At 64.6% G+C, this 19508-nt stretch carries 16 protein-coding genes; all 16 read left to right on the forward strand.

Annotated elements, in window-relative coordinates; genetic code table 11:
- Positions 1 to 65 precede the first annotated feature (65 nt).
- The 16 genes from HRQ64_RS04165 to HRQ64_RS04240 all read left to right on the forward strand — a co-directional run bounded on the left by HRQ64_RS04165 (position 66) and on the right by HRQ64_RS04240 (position 19488).
- The gene (locus HRQ64_RS04165) at positions 66 to 788 is read left to right on the forward strand and encodes a 3-oxoacid CoA-transferase subunit A (RefSeq protein WP_127751845.1); all 723 of its coding nucleotides are present in this window, start codon (positions 66 to 68) and stop codon (positions 786 to 788) included.
- Positions 785 to 1462, forward strand: coding sequence for a 3-oxoacid CoA-transferase subunit B (locus HRQ64_RS04170; RefSeq protein WP_172122301.1), 678 nt, complete (start codon positions 785 to 787; stop codon positions 1460 to 1462). Before HRQ64_RS04165 ends, HRQ64_RS04170 begins: the two co-directional genes overlap by 4 nt.
- Positions 1459 to 2661: a 3-oxoadipyl-CoA thiolase gene (gene pcaF, locus HRQ64_RS04175; protein WP_172122303.1), complete on the forward strand. Its 1203-nt coding sequence runs from the start codon at positions 1459 to 1461 to the stop codon at positions 2659 to 2661. The genes HRQ64_RS04170 and pcaF overlap by 4 nt, the downstream gene beginning before the upstream one ends.
- Positions 2662 to 2838: 177 nt before the next feature.
- Complete coding sequence (locus tag HRQ64_RS04180; protein ID WP_127755134.1) at positions 2839 to 3204, forward strand: DUF6481 family protein; 366 nt, start codon at positions 2839 to 2841, stop codon at positions 3202 to 3204.
- A gap of 300 nt (positions 3205 to 3504) precedes the next feature.
- Positions 3505 to 5778, forward strand: a complete 2274-nt coding sequence (locus HRQ64_RS04185) for a glycosyltransferase (RefSeq protein ID WP_172122305.1) — start codon at positions 3505 to 3507, stop codon at positions 5776 to 5778.
- Between the two features lie 2 nt (positions 5779 to 5780).
- Positions 5781 to 6428: a hypothetical protein gene (locus tag HRQ64_RS04190; RefSeq protein WP_172122307.1), complete on the forward strand. Its 648-nt coding sequence runs from the start codon at positions 5781 to 5783 to the stop codon at positions 6426 to 6428.
- Positions 6429 to 6643: 215 nt separating this feature from the next.
- The gene (locus HRQ64_RS04195) at positions 6644 to 7045 is read left to right on the forward strand and encodes a hypothetical protein (protein ID WP_172122309.1); all 402 of its coding nucleotides are present in this window, start codon (positions 6644 to 6646) and stop codon (positions 7043 to 7045) included.
- 315 nt (positions 7046 to 7360) lie between these two features.
- Positions 7361 to 8713, forward strand: a complete 1353-nt coding sequence (locus HRQ64_RS04200) for a hypothetical protein (protein ID WP_172122310.1) — start codon at positions 7361 to 7363, stop codon at positions 8711 to 8713.
- Complete coding sequence (locus tag HRQ64_RS04205) at positions 8710 to 12885, forward strand: VWA domain-containing protein (protein WP_172122312.1); 4176 nt, start codon at positions 8710 to 8712, stop codon at positions 12883 to 12885. Before HRQ64_RS04200 ends, HRQ64_RS04205 begins: the two co-directional genes overlap by 4 nt.
- Entirely contained in the window at positions 12882 to 13907 is a 1026-nt protein-coding gene (locus HRQ64_RS04210; protein ID WP_248308191.1) for a MoxR family ATPase, read from the forward strand. The genes HRQ64_RS04205 and HRQ64_RS04210 overlap by 4 nt, the downstream gene beginning before the upstream one ends.
- Positions 13904 to 14782, forward strand: coding sequence for a DUF58 domain-containing protein (locus HRQ64_RS04215; protein ID WP_172122314.1), 879 nt, complete (start codon positions 13904 to 13906; stop codon positions 14780 to 14782). Before HRQ64_RS04210 ends, HRQ64_RS04215 begins: the two co-directional genes overlap by 4 nt.
- Positions 14783 to 14927: 145 nt before the next feature.
- Positions 14928 to 16271, forward strand: coding sequence for a M20/M25/M40 family metallo-hydrolase (locus tag HRQ64_RS04220; RefSeq protein WP_210258505.1), 1344 nt, complete (start codon positions 14928 to 14930; stop codon positions 16269 to 16271).
- A 95-nt stretch (positions 16272 to 16366) separates the two neighbouring features.
- Positions 16367 to 16810: a hypothetical protein gene (locus HRQ64_RS04225; RefSeq protein ID WP_127751854.1), complete on the forward strand. Its 444-nt coding sequence runs from the start codon at positions 16367 to 16369 to the stop codon at positions 16808 to 16810.
- 80 nt (positions 16811 to 16890) lie between these two features.
- Positions 16891 to 17391, forward strand: a complete 501-nt coding sequence (locus tag HRQ64_RS04230) for a redoxin family protein (RefSeq protein ID WP_172122316.1) — start codon at positions 16891 to 16893, stop codon at positions 17389 to 17391.
- Between the two features lie 100 nt (positions 17392 to 17491).
- Entirely contained in the window at positions 17492 to 18202 is a 711-nt protein-coding gene (locus tag HRQ64_RS04235) for an ABC transporter ATP-binding protein (RefSeq protein WP_172122318.1), read from the forward strand.
- Positions 18199 to 19488: an ABC transporter permease gene (locus tag HRQ64_RS04240; RefSeq protein ID WP_172122320.1), complete on the forward strand. Its 1290-nt coding sequence runs from the start codon at positions 18199 to 18201 to the stop codon at positions 19486 to 19488. Before HRQ64_RS04235 ends, HRQ64_RS04240 begins: the two co-directional genes overlap by 4 nt.
- The last annotated feature ends 20 nt before the right edge of the window (positions 19489 to 19508 follow it).

The following is a 19508-nucleotide window of genomic DNA, read 5'->3' on the forward strand; positions in this document are numbered from 1 at the left end:
CACAATTCACATTGCCGGCCAACCCACCATTTGGGTATCCCAGCGCAACAGCAAAGGGGTTGCTCATGGACAAGACGGTCGCCGATCTGCCTGCTGCATTGGCAGGCATCCAATCGGGCATGACACTGATGATCGGCGGTTTTGGTGGCTCGGGCGCCCCGATAGAACTGATCCATGCGCTGATCGATCAGTTCGGGCAGACGGGTAGCCCGAACAACCTGACGGTGGTCAACAACAATGCGGGCAACGGCCGCATCGGCATCGCTGCAATGATCGACGCCGGCATGGTCGCCAAGATGGTGTGCTCGTTCCCTCGCTCCGCCGATCCGCGCGCCTTCACCGAGAAATACCTGGCCGGCGAGATCGAGCTGGAATTGGTGCCGCAAGGCACACTGGCCGAGCGCATCCGAGCCGGCGGCGCTGGTATCCCGGCCTTTTACACCCCGACCAGTTTTGGCACCGACCTTGCCGCGGGCAAGCCGATCGGGGAGTTCGATGGCCGCAGTTATGTGCAGGAACGTTGGCTCAAGGCCGACGCAGCGCTGATCAAGGCGGAGCTGGCGGATCGCCACGGCAATCTGACCTACCGCAAAGCGGGGCGCAATTTCTCGCCGTTGATGGCCTCTGCCGCGGCACTCACCATCGTGCAGGCCAGGCGTGTAGTCGAGCCCGGTGAGATCGATCCCGAGCAGGTGATTACCCCGGGCCTCTTTGTCGACCGGGTCATTGAAATCGCAGATGCACAACAGGAAGAAGCGCTGATGCGCGCCGGAGTAGCCTACGCATGACCCCCAAGCTCTCCAACGCCCAGATCGCCTGGCGCGCCGCGCAGGACATCCAGGACGCCTCCTATGTCAATCTGGGTATCGGTTTTCCCGAAATGGTTGCCAAGTTCCAGCCACCGGGGCGGCAGGCCATCTTCCACACCGAGAACGGCATTTTGAACTTCGGTGAGAGCCCCGCCGCGGGCGAAGAAGACTGGGACCTGATCAATGCCGGCAAGAAAGCTGTGACGCTCAAGCCCGGAGCTGCGTTTTTCCACCACGCCGACAGCTTCGCCATGGTGCGCGGCGGGCATTTGGATGTTGCGATCCTGGGCGCCTACGAAGTTGCCGAAAATGGCGATCTTGCCAATTGGAGCACCGGTCCCAAGGGCGTGCCGGCAGTGGGCGGGGCAATGGATCTGGTGCACGGCGCCAAACGGGTTGCGGTGATTACCGACCATGTCACCCGGGATGGCCGTCCCAAGCTAGTCAAGCGCTGCAGCCTGCCGCTGACCGGGGTGGGCTGCGTTACCCGGGTCTACTCGAGCCTGGCCGTGATCGACATCGACGCGCGCGGCTTTGTGCTGCGCGAAAAGCTTGCCGGGGTGCGCCTTGAGGAACTGCAGGCGCTCACCGGGGCCGAACTGATCATCGAGGGCGACATCGCCGACCTCACCGCTCCGGAGGACCTGAAATGACCCACGCTTTCATCTGCGCCTATAGGCGCACCCCAATTGGACGCTTCGGCGGCGCCTTGTCGTCCGTGCGCCCCGACGATCTGGGAGCGGTGCCGCTCCGGGCATTCATGGCCCAGTTTTCGCAACTCGATTGGGAAGCGGTTGACGACGTGATCTTCGGCAATGCCAACCAGGCCGGCGAAGACAATCGCAATGTGGCGCGCATGAGCCTTTTATTGGCCGGTCTGCCAGTGGGCATCACCGGCACGACCATCAACCGCTTGTGCGGCTCGGGGATGGATGCGGTGATCACCGCCGCCCGCGCTATCCGGGCGGGAGAGGCGGAGTTGCTGATCGCGGGCGGAACCGAATCGATGAGCCGCGCGCCTTTCGTCATGCCAAAGGCCGAGACAGCGTTTTCGCGTCATGCCGAGATCCACGACACCACGATCGGCTGGCGCTTCGTCAACCCCGAGATGGAAGCGCTTTATGGGGTCGATTCCATGCCCCAGACCGGCGAGAATGTCGCGCGTGACTATGCAATCACGCGCGAGGCGCAGGACGCCTTTGCCTTGCGCAGCCAGGAAAACGCTTTGCGCGCCCAAGCCAATGGCCGCCTGGCGCTCGAAATTGTGCCAGTCGCCATCGCGCAAAAAAAGGGGGAGCCCCTCAGCGTTGCCACTGACGAGCATCCCCGCGCCGGCTCCAGCCTCGAAACGCTGGGCAAGCTGCGCCCGCTGTTTGCCGGCGGCACCGTGACGGCTGGCAATGCCTCGGGCGTTAATGACGGCGCCGCGGCTCTGATCATCGCCAGCGAAGCGGCCGCCGCTCGGCACGGCTTGACCCCGATTGCGCGGATTTTGGGTGGAGCGTCGGCCGGCGTGCCACCCCGCATCATGGGCATGGGTCCGGTGCCGGCGACCCAAAAGCTCTGCGCCCGCTTGGGACTGGCCCCCGCCGATTTCGACCATATCGAGCTGAACGAAGCCTTTGCCAGCCAAGCCATCGCAGTGCTGCGGCAGTTGGGCATTCCCGAGGACGCCCTGCAGGTAAATGCCAATGGTGGCGCGATTGCGCTTGGACATCCGCTGGGCATGAGCGGGGCGCGCATCGCGGGAACCGCGGCGCTGGAACTTTCGCGCGGCGGCAAAAAGCGGGCTCTCGCTACAATGTGCATCGGGGTTGGCCAAGGGATTGCGGTGGCCTTGGAAGCAGTCTGAAGCGCTGAGTGCCGGTCGGGCAACGCTGGGGCTTGGCGGTTTTCCTAAACCCCGGTTTGGCGCTGACCCGGTTGCACTCGAAAAAAGCGACACTGTGCACCGGGCAAATTGCACCACATCGCCCGCTTTTCGTTTATCAAGGCGCCATTATCGCCAACGACCTTGTTAGGAAAGCCCGTGAAGAATGAAAGAGAGAATTTTGCCAAGCGCCGGGAGACCGCATTAGAAGCCAAAAAGCAGCTCCTTGAGCGGGTGAAATCTGCCCCCAAGCCCGATCAGGCCGAGCTCGATCGCAAGCGGGCGGAAAAGGAAGCCGCCGCAGTGGCTCGTGAGGCCCGGGAGGCCGAAAAGCTGCGCCTCAAGCAAGCCGAAGCGGAGCGCAAAGCGGCTGAACAGGCAGCTGCCGCCCAATCCCAAGCCGAAGCGAGCCTGAATACCGAGGCTGACGCGGCCGCGACTGCGGCGGCGAAGGAAGCCGAAGCGGCTGAACGCAAAGCTGAGCGGGATCGACGTTATGCTGCGCGCAAGGCCCGCCAGCGCTAAGTCGCTGGGGGGCAATTGGGTGGGTCCCACGTGATGGGACCAGCCCGGCAACCCTGTCCCCGGTGGGCCTAAGCCATGCCGGATCGAGGATGCGCTGCGCGCATCCTCGCGGCCGTGGCCGCTGCAGGTGGCAGATGTGAAATGTTGCCACAAACTAGCCGCTGAAAACGCACCATTGCTGATTGGAGATTAACTCAAAGCGCCGCGGTCATCTTAGAGGTCCGTTGTGGCGCCGTGCTTGAGACATATCCCTGAGGAGTTCGGCGAGCCGCCGTTGGTTCGACGGCAAGGATATCACCCATGCTCTCGCTGGTTCTTCCTGTTCGCAACTGGCCCACCGAACGGATAGAGGCCTGCATCGACAGCTTTGCCGCGCTTGATGCGCCCTTTTTGACCGAAATTTTGGTGATCGATTTCGGCTCGGATGAGCCGATTGTTCTCCGGGACGACATCGCGCCGCTAGCCAGCGTGGTTCGGCTCGAGGCCGAGGTGTGGAGTTGTGGCGAAGCCATCAATGCCGGCGTTCTGCTGGCGGTCAACGACGTGATCGCCAAGGCGGATTCCGACATGCTGATCTCGGCGAGCAGCAAGGGGGAACTCGAGCGCCTGGTCACCGAAGCTGCCGCGGGGCGGCTGGGCGTCGGTATCGCCCAGGCGACCGACTTGCACCAAAGCTATTCCGTCGGCGATGCCTTGGCACTGGTACTCGAGGGCAGACGCCCGAACGGCCGCTTGCGCGCCAAATGGGGGCAGGGTGGCCTCGTCGTCTTCTCCCGTTCCACCTGGCAGGAGATCGGCGGCGTCGATTCCCGCTTCACGGGCTGGGGCAATGAGGACAACGATTTCGCCGAACGAGTGCGCCGCTCCGGCCGCACCCTGCACTGGGCCGATCCGCAAGCGCTGCAAATCTTCCACGTCTGGCACGCGCCCTCGACGGGCATGAACGGCATCCTCAAGCTGCGTCAAACCAACCAGAAAATCGCTCATACCGACAAGAGCGTGCTGCGCTCGATGCTCTTTCCCCATTCCAACTTCGCCGAACTCGCGGCTCCAGAGGTCCTCAAGGGCAGTACGCCTTTGGTGACTCTCGGTATCGCCACCACCGAGCGCCCCAACCATTTGCGCATGATCCGGGAAGCCATCGACAGCTTCCGCGGCCAGATCGATGAAGACTTCGAAATCCTCGTGATCGACAATGGCTCCAGTCCAGAGGCAGTGGAGGAATTGCGCAGGTCCCTGGACAAGATCGCTTGGGCCGGGGGGCTACTTCGCCTCGAATCCACGGAGATCGCCTCGATTCCCGGCGCGCGCAACCTCATCACCCAAGGCGCCCGCGGCCGTTATATTTGCGTTGTCGATGATGACGACATTGCCCTGCCCAACCGCCTGGGCGATCACCTGCGCAATTTCGAGCGCAATGGGCAACTCCATGGCTCGCACGGGGGCTGGATCGATTTCGACGAGAGCACGGGCGTGATCGAGCGCAACAGCGGCAAGCAGCGTACTGCGGCGACCTTGTTGCGGGGCACCGGCAAGATCACCGCCCATCCCGCCAGCTTCTATCGCCGGGATGTGCTGCAGGCGCTTCCCTATGATGAGGCTTTCTCTTTGGGCTCCGATCTCGATCTTGCCCTGCGCATGGCGGTGATGGGTTTTGAGATCGGCCATACCGGCAGCTTCGTAACCCTGCGGCGTTATCATTCAAGCAACGTAACGATAACGGGCACGGCGCGGCAAGCATCAAATGGGCAAACTGCGCGAACCAGGGTGGTAAATACTTACGGCTGGAACAAAAATGAAGGTCTGGCGCAGAAAGCCAAAGAAAGCGACAACGAAGTTTACTGTCGCAACCAGCTGTCGATCGATACTCTCGCCGAGCTGATTCCAGGCTATGTCGGGCAGTGGCAAATCTATGTCCCGATCTCTGCCTTCACCGGTGATGGCGCAACCGCCGCGGCGACGCCTGGCCCAGCCGGAGCTTCGGCAAAGGCCGTGCCGGATGCTGCGGGTGGAGCCGGGGAGGATCAGCCGTCCAGTGGGCGCTTCAAGGTCAATGGCGGCTTGCTTGAATCGGTCTTTGCCGTGTCTGCGGGTGATCTGTGTACCAGACGGGCGGGTCTTAACCAGCCCATCTACTTTCGCTCCGCGCCAGTGCGGGGGCTCAAACGGGCGAGAAAGCTCAAGGGCGAGATGGAAACCTTGCTGCATCTTCCCTGCCATCTCACTTCCGTTCGGCAAGGGGAGCTCGACCGTGAGGTTCCCTTCAACTGGAAGGACCTGGCGGTCAAGGCCGGCGAGCGAGTGCTCAGGTCCGAAGAATTCAACGATCTTTCCACCCTCATGGCCTGCCTCAATATGGTGAATGGGCGCTCGGCCATGGGGCAAACCCTGCGGATCGTTTCCGACTACAACGAGCGGGGGCAAGTCTACTGCCTCGTTTCGCCGCCGATCAAAGGCTATGATGAAATCCGCCAGTTCAAGTTCGGCCTTGAGCAGCAAACCGGCCTCCTTTTCCATCAGATTGCCTCCAACGGGGAACTCAGCGAGCTTACGCTTGGGTCCAAGGGGCACTGATCATGAAGTTCGAGGCCAGCTACGATCCCGTTCTCGGTGAAACCCGCGTGGAGCTTGCGAGCAACTGCTATACCGATGCTTTGCCCATGTTGCCGGTGATCATCTTTCGGCAGCAGGATATTGACCTCAAATCCCAGAGCCTACCTCTGGCGGTAGCAATATTAACGGCACGCTATTGCGGTGAAGTCTTCGAGTTTGCTGGCACAAAGATCGGTGTGGACTATGCGGACGCGATCCGGATGGTGTTGCGCGAGGGGGCCAACATCAACAATGTGGATGGTCATTTCCGCACCATATCCACCGGAGAGGTCGATGTTGTTTGCGAGAAGGCTCGGGGCGACCGGGGCACGCCCGTCGTGCCGCGCTTACCCGACACGGTTCCTTTGACGCGGCTGGACTGGTCGGGCGATTTCGTTTTCCCTGAAACCCGCAGCTCTGCGCTGCATGCCTTTGGCCAAGTCCATACCAATGCAGAGTTTTTCGCCGACCAGACCCGGGTATCGATAGCGCTCGGCCTGCTGTACGGCCGTGACCGGGTCCGCAATCTTTACGTGGAAGGACCGGCCGAGGATGGTGTTGGCGAGCTCGGTGGGATTGGGGCAGCGCTTGCAACAGTGGCAGTGGACTTGTGCCTGCTGGACCTTGCTTGAGTGTCCCAAAATGGCACAGCCAGGTCTATTTACTGCAAAACGCGCGCAAAATCATACTGCGTGAAAAGGAGAAGCGCCGAGAGGCGACAGTCCAAATCGCGTTTGCGTGTCTAAGATTGTTACGAAACAACTAACGGGCGGGCCACTACTGCTGGCGTATCTTTGAACCAAGCTTGGGGCGGTACATTGAGTTCGGGACTTCAAAGGAGCCTGAAATGAAACGATCTGATCTTCGAAAACTGACCATCGCCATCGCGTCAGCGACGATGATGGCCAGCGTTGCCGCGCCTGCGATTGCCTATGACGTCGAGCCAGGGCTGTACCTGCAGGCGGTGCAGAATTTTGTCGAGACCGGAGACGACCAGGATGCACTGAGGCTATTGGTGCGGCTGCAGGCCATTGGCGTGACCGACATTGCCTTCAACGGGCAGATTGTCAGCGTTGAAGACTTGGCTGCATTGATCGTGGAAGGATCATTCCGGTCCCGCGAAGTTTTCCGGGAAATCGTCCGGAGCGTTCTGCTTGGCGGGGGCGCCAGTTTCGTGGCCGGAAACACCGTTGTCGCGGCCGTTGACTCCGATCAGTTCAATGGATTTCCGATTGGGTCGACCGGCTGAATTACTGGCGTATACTTGCTAATACTGGCGCGGGATGGCAGTGGAAGCGTGTGACGAGCGCCCCTGTTCCCGCGCCTTTTGCTGTCACGCTGGGCCCGTTCCGCCTTTTAGCCACAAAGATGAACGGGTTCTGAACGGGGTGACCGGCTGCTTGGATCACCCCAGGTGAGACTAAAGTCGTATATGCGGCTGGGCGTGCAGTTGATCGGATCACCGGCAAGGTCGGGGATGTGCACCGGCCCAAGCGTGGTTTGCCCATTCTTGAGTTTGTCGCGGCTGAACTCTGACCTACTGCCTGTATCCGCTTCGGCCAGCATGGCCCGATTGCTGGAACAATTGCGCCATCGCTGGCGCCTGCTGCGCTTGGTCGAGGCGGGGCTTTATGCCCTGGCCTCGGGCATCGTCGTATTTATCATTTCTACCGGGACCCTGACTGCCGGCAATCCTGGTGCCGCAATCGCGCTGGGGCTGGGTGCGGGGCTGCTGGGTTTTGCGATTTTCGCCGCCATGATCACCGCGAAGGCGCCCGCGCCAGTGCGGCTGGCGATGGTAACCGACGATCGCTATGCGCTGGCCGAAAAGCTCGCCAGTGCGCTTGAAGTGGTGCCCGGGCTACAGGCCGGACCAGTGGGTGAGGCCTTGTTGCTCGATGCCGGGCAGGCGGCCGAGCAGGCCGACCCGGCGCAAGTGGCCCCGTGGTTCACCAAACGGATGGGTTGGGCCATGGCAGCGCCGCTGCTCGCCGTGACCTTGGCCATTGCCGCCCATTGGGTGGGTGCCGTGCCGGTGGCAGGGGACCGCGAGCGGTTGAGCGTTCCGGCGCAAGCCCAGGTGAGTGGCAGCGACATTGCCGCCGCCGCCGAGTTGATCGCGACCGATGCCGAACGGCGCGACGACCCCGAACTGGCCGCAGTCGCTGCGGAGATGCAGGCCCTTGCTGATGGGCTCGACGAGGCCGGGCCCGACTCGGCCGAGATCGGTGAACTTGCCGAGCAGTTGGACCGGGCCGGCAATCGTTATGGCAATCCGCTCCATGATTGGCCGCCCTTTGAGGGCGACGAAACCGGCTTGGCTGACCGCATGGCCGCCGCGCGCTCGGCCGGCGCCGACAACAATGCCGCCAATCCCGGCGCGGGCGCGGGCGGCAATGGCGGCGCAGGGCAGCCTGGGGGCGAAACGGCGGCGCCCGCGGGCGATGCGGCGCAGGTCAAGCCCAGTGCGCTGCCGGCATCGGGAGACGAAGGCGAGGGTCTCGGCATTGCCCCGCCATCCAACCAGCAGCAAAGCTCGGGCATGGGCGAGGAGGAGGGCTTTGATGACAGCGCTCCCCAGCCCTCCGCCGAGGGCGCCGCAGAGGGGGCGGGGGAAGCCGAAAGCAACATGGCCGGCACCGGCGAGGGTCCGGCTGCCAATGCCTCGGCGCCAAGCCTGCCGCCGCCGGCCGGGTTTGCCGAAAGCCAGACGCTGGCCGCGCGAACAACCATTGATGCCGAACGGGTGCGCAGCAGCGAAACCACCGAGGCGCGCCAAAGCCGGGTCAACGACACTGTCGCGCAGCGGCAATGGCCGCGCCAGGACGCCATGCCCGTGGTGCGGCAAGCCGTTCCCCCAAGCGCCGCGCCGGCCGTGAAGCGCTTGTTCAGCCGCGACGAGCAGATCGCGCCATGAGTTTGCTGGCCCCATTCATGTTGGGTCTGCTGGCATTGGGTATCCTGATCGCGCTGTTGCATGTGCGCCGCCGTCGTCCGGTGACGGTGCCGGGACTGATGATCTGGAAGCAGATCGACATGGCGCCGACCGGCATGCGGGCGCTGTGGCAATGGCCGCGCCCAAGCCTCCTGCTGCTGCTGCAATTGCTGGCACTGGTGCTGATCGTGCTGGCGCTCAGCCAGCCATTCTGGGGCGCCAACCGCGAGATCAGGCATTGGATCTATGTGCTCGACAATTCCGCCAGCATGGGCGCGAGCAACGGCACTGCGACGCGCCGCGCGGAGGCCGAAGCGCTGGTCCGCGCGCATGCCGAGGGGGATGGCGACCTGGCGCGCTATTCGCTAATCATTGCCGGCAACAGCGCCCGCCCCGAACTGGCGCGGCAGGCCATGTTGCCCGACCTCCTCGCCGATGCCCTGGCGCGGGTTGCGCCCGAGGACGGCGCGGCGGATTGGCCCGGCGCGCGCGCCCTGGTGGAAACACTTCATCGCCCCGACGAGATCACCCAGGTGATCGTGGTGTCCGATGCGCCGCCTGCCGATTTCCTGGTCCGCAACGACAGCTTGCGGCTGGCGCTGGTGCCGGTCGGGGCGCCTGCGGCCAATGCCGGTGTGCGGGCGGTGCTGGCCCCACCGTCGGCCGGGCAGGAGGAATGGACCCTTGCCGGTGAAGTGACCTTCTCGGATCGCATGGACCAAACGGTCGTGACAGTCGAGTTCCAGCCGCAGGGTGGCGAGCGGCAAACCCTTTTAAGTTTCAAGCAGGCCGCGGCGGGGGCGTTTACCCAGAGCCTGGCCGTGCCGGGCGCCGGCATTGTTTCGGTGCAACTGGCGCCTGATGCAGCTGGCTTCGACGATCGGGTGGATTTTGTGGTCAATGCTGCCCCATCCGAACGAGCCGTTCTGTATGTGGGACCGGGCGAGCAACCCTTGGCGCAGGCGCTTGCGGCAATCGATGGCGTGACGCTAACCGAAGCGGCGAGCCTGCCCGCTGACGCCGACCGTTTTGACCTGGTGCTGATCGATGGGGTGGCGGTCGAGGAAGCGCCCGCCACCAATCTGGTGTGGATCGGTGCGGCGCATCAGGCGGGGGAAATGACGAAGGCCCTGCCTGCCGCAGCGGTGACGGGCTGGCGCGATGATCACCCCCTGTCGCGCGCCATGGGGTGGCAAAGCCTCGTTTTCGCGGCGGCTTATCGCCAGCCGGCGCCGACCGATGCGGAAATCATCGCCTGGGCCGGGGACGCGCCGCTGGTGACGCTGGCCCGGCGGCCCGAAGGCTATGACCTCCGGCTGGGCTTTGATCCCGCGGCGAGCAGCTGGGCCGGCCAGCCGGCGCTGGCGGTTCTCGCGGTCAATCTGATGGAACTGCTCGGGCCGCTGCCGGGAGCCGTGGTGGAGCCGCATTGCGAGATTGGGGTGACGTGCCCGCTCGATGTGCGCCTCGCCGGCGGAACAATGCGGCGGCTAGACGCGGGAACGGGCGCGGCCACTACGCTGGCCGGGGCTTTTGTGCCGGACCGGGCGGGGCTGTATCAGCTGGAGCGGGAGGGTCGGAGCGCCCTTGTGGCGGTGCCGCCGCTCGTGGGGGCGGAAAGTCGGCTCGCCACCGGTGGCGCAGCCATTGCCATGCCCGATCGCCCCGTGGCGCTGTGGCCCTGGCTGATCGGCGCGGCACTGACCGTGCTGCTGATCGAGGCGGTTCTGGCGGGGCGCGGCGAGGAGCGCTTTGCCACCCGGGAGCTCTTGAGCCGCGGCGCGACCGGCCGGCGCCGCCGTCTCGTATTGGGCACGCGCCTGCTGACGCTGGCCCTCGCGCTCGGGGCTTGGTTCAACCTGCCGCTCTGGATCTATCGAGCCGACCAAGCTGCGGTGGCCATTATCGGCCCGGAAGCCGCACCGGTGGCTGGGGCCGAAACTCTCGTGCTGGCCGAGCAGCCGCGACTATCGAGCGGGGAGATGGCGCCAAGGGGAGGAGGCTTTAGCGGCTCCGGGACCGCAGCGCTGCAACTGGCGGCGGCACTGTTGCCGCCGGACCGGCCGGGTCGAATCGTGCTGGGCGCGGATGTGGGGCCTGAACCGGGCCGCGCAGCGGGTCTGCTGGAGCGCGGCATCCCCATTGATGCAGTGGCGGGAGGGGAAAGCCGGCAGGGCGATCTTGCGGTCAGTTTGCGTGCACCCGCGCCGGTTTTTGCCGGCGACCGGATCGAGCTTGTAGGGCTGGTGCAGGCGCCGGCACCGGTTGAGGCCGAGATCGTGGTCAGAGATAACGGGGGCGAGATATGGCGGGACAATGTTGCCCTCACCACCGGGAGCAACCGCGTCACCGTGCCGGTTTCGGTGCAGGCGGCGGGGTTGACGCCCTATCAGATGGAGGTTGTGGCGGCAGGTGACCCCGAGCCGCGCAACAATGTGGCGGGCACCGTTGTTTCGGCGCTGCCGCCCGGGCGAATTGCCGTGCTGGCGGGGCAAGCCGGGCAGGGCGCCGCGTTTGCTGCCATGCTCGCGGACCAGGGCTTTGACGCCGAACTCGTGCCGGCCGCGGAGGCGCCCGAAACGCTGGATGGCTGGCTCGATTATGCTGGGATCGTCCTCATGAACCTGCCGGCGATCGACTTGACCATTGCCCGGCAGGAACTGATCCAAACCGCGGTTGCCGATCATGGGCGAGGGCTGCTGATCCTGGGTGGACCCAACACCTTTGGTCCGGGCGGCTATCTGGAAACCCCGCTCGATGCGATCTCGCCGATTTCCGCGCGGGTGCCGCGCGACAAGCCGGGCGTCGCCATGGTGTTCGTGCTCGACCGCTCCAGCAGCATGAAGCAGCCGGTGGGGCCACTGACCCGGCTCGATGTCGCCAAGCAAGCCACGCTGGCGGCAATCGAGCTGCTGAGCCCGGAAAGCCAAGTGGCCGTGGTGACCTTTGACTCGGGCGCCCGCCTGACCGTGCCGATGACCGCTGTAACGGACAAGGAGTTCATCGCCCGCTCGGTCAATCAGGTGAGCCTGGGGGGCGGCACGGCGCTGTATCGCGGGCTTGTCACCGCTTACCAGCAATTGCGCGATGTGACCGCTTCGGCCCGCCACATCGTGGTGATGACCGACGGGGAAAGTCAGCCGGCCGATTACGATACGCTGATGGAGGCGATTGGGGAGGCCGATATTACCGTTTCTTCGGTGGCGATCGGCGCGGGCTCCGAGCGCGAGCTGATCGAAATGCTGGCGCGCGAAGGGGGCGGGCTGTTCCACGCCACCAGTGATTTTGCCGCGCTCCCCTCCATCCTGTCCCAGGAAGCCATGTTGCTGGCCGGCGAGCCGCTCGAGGAGCGGCCGGCACAACCCTATTGGCTGGACCGGGACGCGCAGTTCCTCCGCGGCATGGACGAGGACTTCCCGCCCATCGAAGGCTTTGTGCTGGCCACGCCCAAGCCGGAGGCAACAACCCACGCGGTGGTTGAGGATCAATTCGGCGAGCCGGTGCCGCTGCTGGCCTCCTGGCAATATGGCGCCGGGCAGGTGCTGGCCATGACCACCGATGCGGCGGGCGACTGGACCCGGACCTGGCAAGGGAGCAGTGACTATCCCCGCCTCTTCACCCAGGCGCTGCGCAGCTTTTTGCCCGCTACCGAGCCCCCGGGGCTGCGCTTGAGCGCGAGCCGGCAGGGCGATGTGGTGCATTTGCGGTTGACTGAGGCGGGCAATGCAGCAGAGCCGGTGCTTGAAGCTGTGGCGCCCGATGGCGGCAGAAACGTCGTGCCATTGCACCGCGCCGGGGAAGGTTTGTTCGGGGGCAGTTTCGTGGCCGGCGGGCCCGGGGCCTACCAATTTGTCGCCCATGCGGGGAAGGCGGAGGCACAAACCGCGCTTTATCTCGATTATCCCGCCCGCCTCGATCCGCTGCGGCGCCCCGACGGTGCGGCGGCGCTGGTTGCCGCGACGGGCGGGCGGCACTACGCTGCTGGCGCGGCGCTCGAATTGCCCCCGGCGGGGCGCTGGTCGCTCGATCCGGCCGGGCCGCTTTGGCTCGGGCTGGCGCTCCTCGTGTTCATTGCGGACCTGGTGGTTCGCTATTCCGATCTTTTCACCCGTCTGGTCCGCCCCCGGCGGGCTGCCGCAGAGGAGCCGATATGACAGTTCTTTCCCCCACGCGCCCCGCCCCGATGCCGGCCGACCGCGACGGGCTCGACGCGCTGCTGGCGGCGCTGCGGGCGGCGCGCACCGAGATCGGTCATTCGGTGCTGGGCCAGGAAGCAATTGTCGAGCAATTGCTGATCGGGCTCATCGCGGGCGGGCATGTGTTGCTAGAAGGCCCGCCCGGCGCCGGCAAGACGCTGCTGGTCAAGACGCTGGCCGAGGTCACGGGTCTGAGTTTTTCGCGGGTGCAGTTCACGCCCGACCTGATGCCGGCCGATATCACGGGATCGCTGGTGCTGACGCCCGAAGCGGACGGGCGCAATGTGCTCAAATTCCAGCCGGGGCCGATCTTTACCCAGCTGCTGCTGGCCGACGAAATCAACCGCGCCACCCCGCGCACCCAATCGGCGCTGCTTGAAGCCATGCAGGAGCGCACGGTCAGCGCCGCGGGCACCAGCATGCCGCTGCCCCAGCCCTTTTGCGTGCTCGCGACGCAAAACCCGATCGAGATGGAGGGCACCTATGCCCTGCCTGAAGCGCAGATCGATCGGTTCATGTTCCGCATCGATGTGGGCTATCCCAGCGCCGAAACGCTGGCCGCGATTTTGCAGGCCACCACGGGCGCCGAGCAGCCGGTGGCGCGACAGGTGCTGACCCCCGAGCAAATCCTGGCGCTGCAGGCAAGTGTGCGCACCGTGCCCATTGCCGAACATGTGCGCCGGGCGGTGGCGCTGTTTGCGCTGGCGACCCAGCCTTCGGCGCCGGGGGCAAGCGCCGACGTGCAGCGCTTTATCCGCTTTGGGCTGAGCCCGCGCGGCGCGCAGGCGCTGGTGCTGGCGGCCAAGGCGCATGCCTTGCTGGCAGGGCGCTTCAACGTGGCCTTTGATGATCTGCGCGCCGTGCTGCTGCCGGCGCTCCGGCACCGGGTGCAACTCAATTTCGAAGGGAGTGCCGAGAACGTGTCGCTGGAGGCGCTGGTGGGCAAGCTTTTTGAGCAAAGCGTGCGGGCGGTCGCGTGAGACCCGATTCGCGCCTGCTCGAGCAATTGGTGGTGGCGCGCTACCGGCTCAACCGGGCGCAGGCTTCGGTGGGGGTGGGCGAGCGGCGCTCGCAGAACAAGGGCGCGGGCATGGAATTTGCCGCCCATCGGCCCTACCGCGAGGGCGACGATGTGCGCAAACTCGATCCGCGGCTGCTGGCGCGATTGGGCGAGCCCTTTGTGCGCGAATATTTCGTGGACCGGCAATTGCCGGTTTATGTGCTGCTCGATGGCTCGGCCTCCATGCTCACGGGTGAGCCGCAGAAATACCGATTCGGCGCTGTTCTGGCGCAAGTCCTGGGCTTCATCGCGCTGGCTTCGGGCGACCGGGTGCAACTGGGCGTGTCCGGCGGCAAACGGGTGGACTGGTCGCCCCAGTTGCAGGGGCAGAGCCGGGCCGAGATGCTGTTTGACTGGCTCGGTAAACGCCCCACCGGCGGGCGCACGCCCTTTTCCCAAGCGCTGGCCCAGGCGCGCAGCGAGATGAAGCCGCGTGCCATGGTGGTGCTGGTGGGCGATTTCATGGATGAGGGGGTGGACGCCCAGTTCAAGCTGTTGGCGGGGGCGCGGCACGACATCGTGGCCATCCACCTCGCTTCGCCCCAGGAGATCGACCCAGCAGCGCTGGGTAGCGGGCCGGTGCGGCTCAGCGATGCCGAAACCGGGGAAGCGCTCGACTTGTCGCTCAATCCCGCAGTGCTGGAGCGCTATCGCGCTGCATTCGCGCAGTGGCGGAGCCGGCTGGAACAGACCATTTCACGCGGAGGGGCGGGGCAGTACTTCTTTCTCCCCACAAGCGGGGACATTAATTCCTTTGTTGGCCTTGAACTACGGCGAAGATACGTAATTTCCTGAAAGTACGGCTTGCCAGCTTTAAAATCCCCAAGTTTGATGGGGCAATGAGAAGTTGCTTTGGTTCGGCGAATACGGGCTTGTTATCCCTCTTCCACTCTGCCCGGCCGGATCTTGGGGCTTGGTCAAGGTAGGGAGAATAAAGACTGTGAATTTCATCAGTACAAAGTTTGTATCGGCGGCCGCGCTGGCCGCAGCGATGTTGGCGAGCGGCGCCAGCTTTGCGCAGGAGGCAGCACCAGAAGCTGCCGCTCCTATCGATACCGCAGCCTATGGCGAGGCTGTTGACTCCATCCTGGCCGATCCCAAGTTCGATGCTGCCGTGCAGTATCTCGACGCCAATTACGACCAGATGATCACCGAATTCGAAGAACTGACCGAGATTCCTTCCGGCCCGTTCATGGAAGAAGCCATTTCCGCCCGCTATGCCGAACTGCTCGAAGCTTCGGGCCTGACCGAGGTCAAGGTCGACGAAGAAGGCAATGCCATCGGCGTGTGGAAGGGTACCGAAGGCGACGGCAAGTTCCTCGTCGTTTCGGCGCACCTTGATACCGTGTTCCCCGAAGGCACCGATGTCACCATCGAGTGGAAGGGCACCGAGGCCCATGCCCCCGGCGTGCGTGACGACAAGATGAGCACGGCCATTATCCTGGCCTATGCCCGCGCCATGAAGGATGCCGGGATCCAGACCAAGGACGATATCCTGTTTGTTGGCACCGTGGGCGAAGAAGGCCCGGGCGATCTGCGCGGCGTGCGCTACCTCTTCAACGAGGGCGAATATGCCGACAAGATCAAGGGCTTCTTTTCGGTTGAAGGCGGCTCGGCCGGCAGCGCCACCGTGGGTGGTACGGGCTCGGTGCGCTATCGCGTGCACTTCAAGGGCCCGGGCGGCCACAGCTTTGGTGCCTTTGGCCTCGTGAACCCGGCCTATGCCCTGGCTGACTTCATGACCTCCTTCTCCCAGATCCAGGTTCCGACCGAGCCCAAGACCACGCACAGCGTCGGCATTCTCACTGGTGGCACTTCGGTCAACTCGATCCCCTTCAGCGTTTCCGCCGATATCGACATGCGCTCCAATGAGCCCGCCGAACTCGACAAAGTGCATGAGCGCATGAAGGTGATCGCCGAACAGGCTGCCGCCAATGAGAACGCCCGCCGTTCCGTGGCCGAAGGCCCGATCACGGTTGAACTCGAGCAGATCGGCCTGCGTCCTGCCGGCAAGACCGCCGAGGACACCGAGATCTTCCAGCTGACCAAGGCGGCCTTCGAAGCCACGATCGGTGACTTCAAGGGCGAAGGCTTTGGTTCGACCGACTCCAACATGCCCATGAGCCTGGGGATTCCTGCGCTCACCATTGGCGCCAATAGCGGCATTGGCGGGCGTGGCCATTCGCTCGACGAATGGCTGGAAACTGCCAAGGACAAGACCCTGCCCAACATGAAGGCCACCCTGGCTGTCGTGCTGGCCAATGCCGGCATGGCTGCAGAGTAAGTCCTAATCGCCCGCCGGCCCCGCCGGCGGGTTTTTTGCTCTTGTGGGAGGCGGTTTTGCACCGCCTCCCACCCGATTTCGAGGAGACAACTGCAATGATCACCCGTCGCGATTTTACCACCGGCCTTGTTGGCCTCGCTGCGCTGCCGCTCCTGACCCTGCCGAGCTTTGCGGCGCCGACCCGCATTCGCATGGGCTCGCTTTATGACTACGACAACGACATGGCCTTTTCCGACCGGGCTGAGGAACTGGCCGGCACCGAAGTCGAGATCCAGGGCTTCATGGCGCCCCATCTCAAGGTGGATTCCGACTTTTTCGTCCTGTCCAACCAGCCCGTTGAATCCTGCCCCTTCTGCGAAAGCGAGGATGACTGGATCGACACCATCATCTTCGTGGTGATGCGCGAACGCCAGGAAGCCATTAATCCGGGTACGCTGATCTGGACCCGGGGCACTCTCGATATCGGCCCGGCAACCGATGAGGCCACCGGGTTTGTCAGCCGCGTGCGCTTGCTCAATGCCGATTTCTACGAGGCCTAGCACAGGCAAGGCCCGGCGGGATGGGTCCGGCAGCAAGCGGGCAGACACATTGGCGCAAGCGTCAAGGTATTGCCCTTGCCTTGCTGGTCACGATTGGCACCGGGCTCTGGTGGTTTGGCGCGCAACGGGACAATGCCCCGGCGCTCGCGCTCGGCGCGCCGCTTCCCGCCTTTACCCTCAAACCCATCGAAGGCTTGGCGGGGTCGGGGTTTGACGCGGGCGCGCTGCAGGGCCAGGTCACGCTGCTCAATGCCTTTGCCAGCTGGTGCGTGCCCTGCCGGGCCGAGCATCCGCTGCTGGTGGAGCTTGCCGCCGGCGAGGGCGTGGTGCTCGCCGGCATGAACGTCACCGACCTGCCGGAAAACGCCACCGATTTTCTCGCCGAGCTCGGCAATCCCTATGCCCTGGCGGGCGCCGACACCGACAAGTCGGTGGCCAATCGGCTCGGCATGGTGGGGCTGCCCCATAGTTTCGTCATCGATCCGCAGGGCCGGCTATTGCTGAGCCATCCCGGACCGATCAGCCGCAAATTCGTCGATGAACAACTGCCCAGATTGCTGGCCCGGGCGGGTGTTCCCTGAAGCGTCACACGCTGAGCGCACCGGCCAGGCGCAGCAGCGATTGCCAACCTTTCGGGGATGGTGGCTCACCCGGGGGTGGGCGGAGGAGCACCTTGCTGCAATGATCATGCTGGACAATATCTCGGCGCGGTTTGCCGATCGCACCGGCGGGGAAATCGAGGCCCTGCAATCGGTGTCGCTACAGTTCGCGCCCGCCCGGTTCTACGCCATTATCGGCCCGTCCGGGTCGGGCAAGACCACGCTGCTGCACATCATCGCGGCGATCCTGCAGCCCAGCGGTGGCACGATCCGGGTGGGCGATCTGGCACTGAACACGATGAGCGAAGGCAAGCGCGACGCCTGGCGGCGGCACAATTGCGGGCTGATCTTCCAGGATTTCCGGCTGATCGACGAATTGGGCCCGCTCGACAATGTGCTGGTGCCCGCCTGGTTCACCCATCTCAAGACGCCAGCGGCATTGCGCGAACGCGCCGAAGCCTTGCTGGCCCATTTCAACGTGCCGGTGCGCTCGGGCCCGGTGGAGGCCTTGTCGCGCGGCCAGCAACAGCGCGTCGCCATGGCGCGCGCCTTGTTGCTCGAGCCCGGCATTGTGCTGGCCGACGAGCCGACCGCGAGCGTCGACAAGGCCAATGCCGAACTCATCATCGAGGAACTGCATCGCCTGGCCCGCCAGGGCAAAACCGTGATCTGCGTCAGCCATGACGAGCGGGTGGCGCGACGCGCCGATCAGGTGTTCGAGATCGAGGATGGCCAGTTGCTGGCTGGATCGCGGGCTTATCCCGCCGCCGATAGCGTCGAGGTGCAGCTATGAACCCCTGGCCCATCGTTCTGGCCGCGCTGCTGCGCTATCGCATGACGGTGCTGGCTTTTATCGTGTTGATCGTGGCGGGCACCGCGCTTTCGGTGGCCATCGTGTCCCAGGAACGGGCGCTGAAATCAGGCAGCGCCCAGGCGGCGGAAAAATTCGATGTGGTGGTTGCCCCGGTCAGCAGCCGCACCGATGCGCTGCTGACCTCGGTTTACCTGCAGCCCGGTTCCTCCCGGCTGCTGTCCCCCGAAATGACCGCGCGGGTGCTCAATGACGAGCGCGCCGCCTTCACTTCGCCGCTGGCCTTCGGCGACAGCTATCAGCGCGCCCCGCTGGTGGGCGCGACGGCGCCGCTGGTTACTCATTTGTCCAACGACGCGCTGCTCGATGGGCGCGTGTTCGAGGCCATCAACGAAGCGGTGGTGGGGGCCTCGGTGCCGCTGCAAATCGGCACCAGCTTCACCCCCGCCCATGGCACCCACGAGGGGGCCGATCTCGACCATGCCGAAGGCCATGATGTCGAGATCACGGTGGTGGGCCGGATGGCAGCGACCGGCTCGCCCTGGGACCGCGCCATCGTCGTGCCGGTGGAACTGGTGTGGGACCTGCATGGCCTGCTGCACAGCGAGGGGGAAGAAGTCGGGGGAGCAACCGCCGAAGCCGACCACGAGGGGCACGACCATGCCCATGAAGAGCATGGCCACGAGCACAACGAGCACGCTATTGGCGGACCGTATCTTGCAGGGGAAACGCCGGGCGTGCCCGCCGCGGTGCTCAAGGCCGCTTCGGTCGCCGACGCTTACCGGCTGCGCCAGGAATACAACACCGACGAGTCCATGGCGTTTTTTCCCGCCGAAGTGCTGATCCAACTCTACCAGACGCTGGGCGATGTGCGCGAACTGATGACGCTGATGGCCCTGGTCACCCAAGCGTTGGTGATGCTCTCGATCGTGGCGAGTGTGTTGATCCTGTTCCGCCTGCTGATGCCGCAATTTGTGACACTGCGGGCTATCGGGGCGCCCAAACTTTATATCTTCGCCATCGCCTGGGGCTTCATTGCCGTGCTGTTTACCGTCGGCGTCAGCCTGGGGCTGGGCTTTGGCTATCTGCTGTCGCTGGGGCTGAGTGCGATCATCGAGCAGCAGATCGGCATTGCCCTGCGCCCCTCGATCGGGCGCGACGAACTGCTGCTGGCCGGGGCAATCTGGGTGCTCGGGCTGGTGATTGCCCTGTTGCCGGCCTGGCATCTGCAAAGCCGGCCATTGGCGCAGGCGATGAAAGCCTATTGAAACGGCGGGACGGGGCGGGT

It is taken from the genome of Devosia sp. 919 (assembly GCF_013185965.1).
Classification (GTDB): Bacteria; Pseudomonadota; Alphaproteobacteria; order Rhizobiales; family Devosiaceae; genus Devosia.

Excerpts from the sequence above, each read along its gene's own strand:
- HRQ64_RS04165 (WP_127751845.1), top strand. The coding sequence starts at position 66 with ATGGACAAGACGGTCGCCGATCTGCCTGCTGCATTGGCAGGCATCCAA.
- HRQ64_RS04170 (WP_172122301.1), top strand. The coding sequence starts at position 785 with ATGACCCCCAAGCTCTCCAACGCCCAGATCGCCTGGCGCGCCGCGCAG.
- pcaF (WP_172122303.1), top strand. The coding sequence starts at position 1,459 with ATGACCCACGCTTTCATCTGCGCCTATAGGCGCACCCCAATTGGACGC.
- HRQ64_RS04185 (WP_172122305.1), top strand. The coding sequence starts at position 3,505 with ATGCTCTCGCTGGTTCTTCCTGTTCGCAACTGGCCCACCGAACGGATA.
- HRQ64_RS04190 (WP_172122307.1), top strand. The coding sequence starts at position 5,781 with ATGAAGTTCGAGGCCAGCTACGATCCCGTTCTCGGTGAAACCCGCGTG.
- HRQ64_RS04195 (WP_172122309.1), top strand. The coding sequence starts at position 6,644 with ATGAAACGATCTGATCTTCGAAAACTGACCATCGCCATCGCGTCAGCG.
- HRQ64_RS04200 (WP_172122310.1), top strand. The coding sequence starts at position 7,361 with ATGGCCCGATTGCTGGAACAATTGCGCCATCGCTGGCGCCTGCTGCGC.
- HRQ64_RS04205 (WP_172122312.1), top strand. The coding sequence starts at position 8,710 with ATGAGTTTGCTGGCCCCATTCATGTTGGGTCTGCTGGCATTGGGTATC.
- HRQ64_RS04210 (WP_248308191.1), top strand. The coding sequence starts at position 12,882 with ATGACAGTTCTTTCCCCCACGCGCCCCGCCCCGATGCCGGCCGACCGC.
- HRQ64_RS04225 (WP_127751854.1), top strand. The coding sequence starts at position 16,367 with ATGATCACCCGTCGCGATTTTACCACCGGCCTTGTTGGCCTCGCTGCG.
- HRQ64_RS04235 (WP_172122318.1), top strand. The coding sequence starts at position 17,492 with ATGATCATGCTGGACAATATCTCGGCGCGGTTTGCCGATCGCACCGGC.
- HRQ64_RS04240 (WP_172122320.1), top strand. The coding sequence starts at position 18,199 with ATGAACCCCTGGCCCATCGTTCTGGCCGCGCTGCTGCGCTATCGCATG.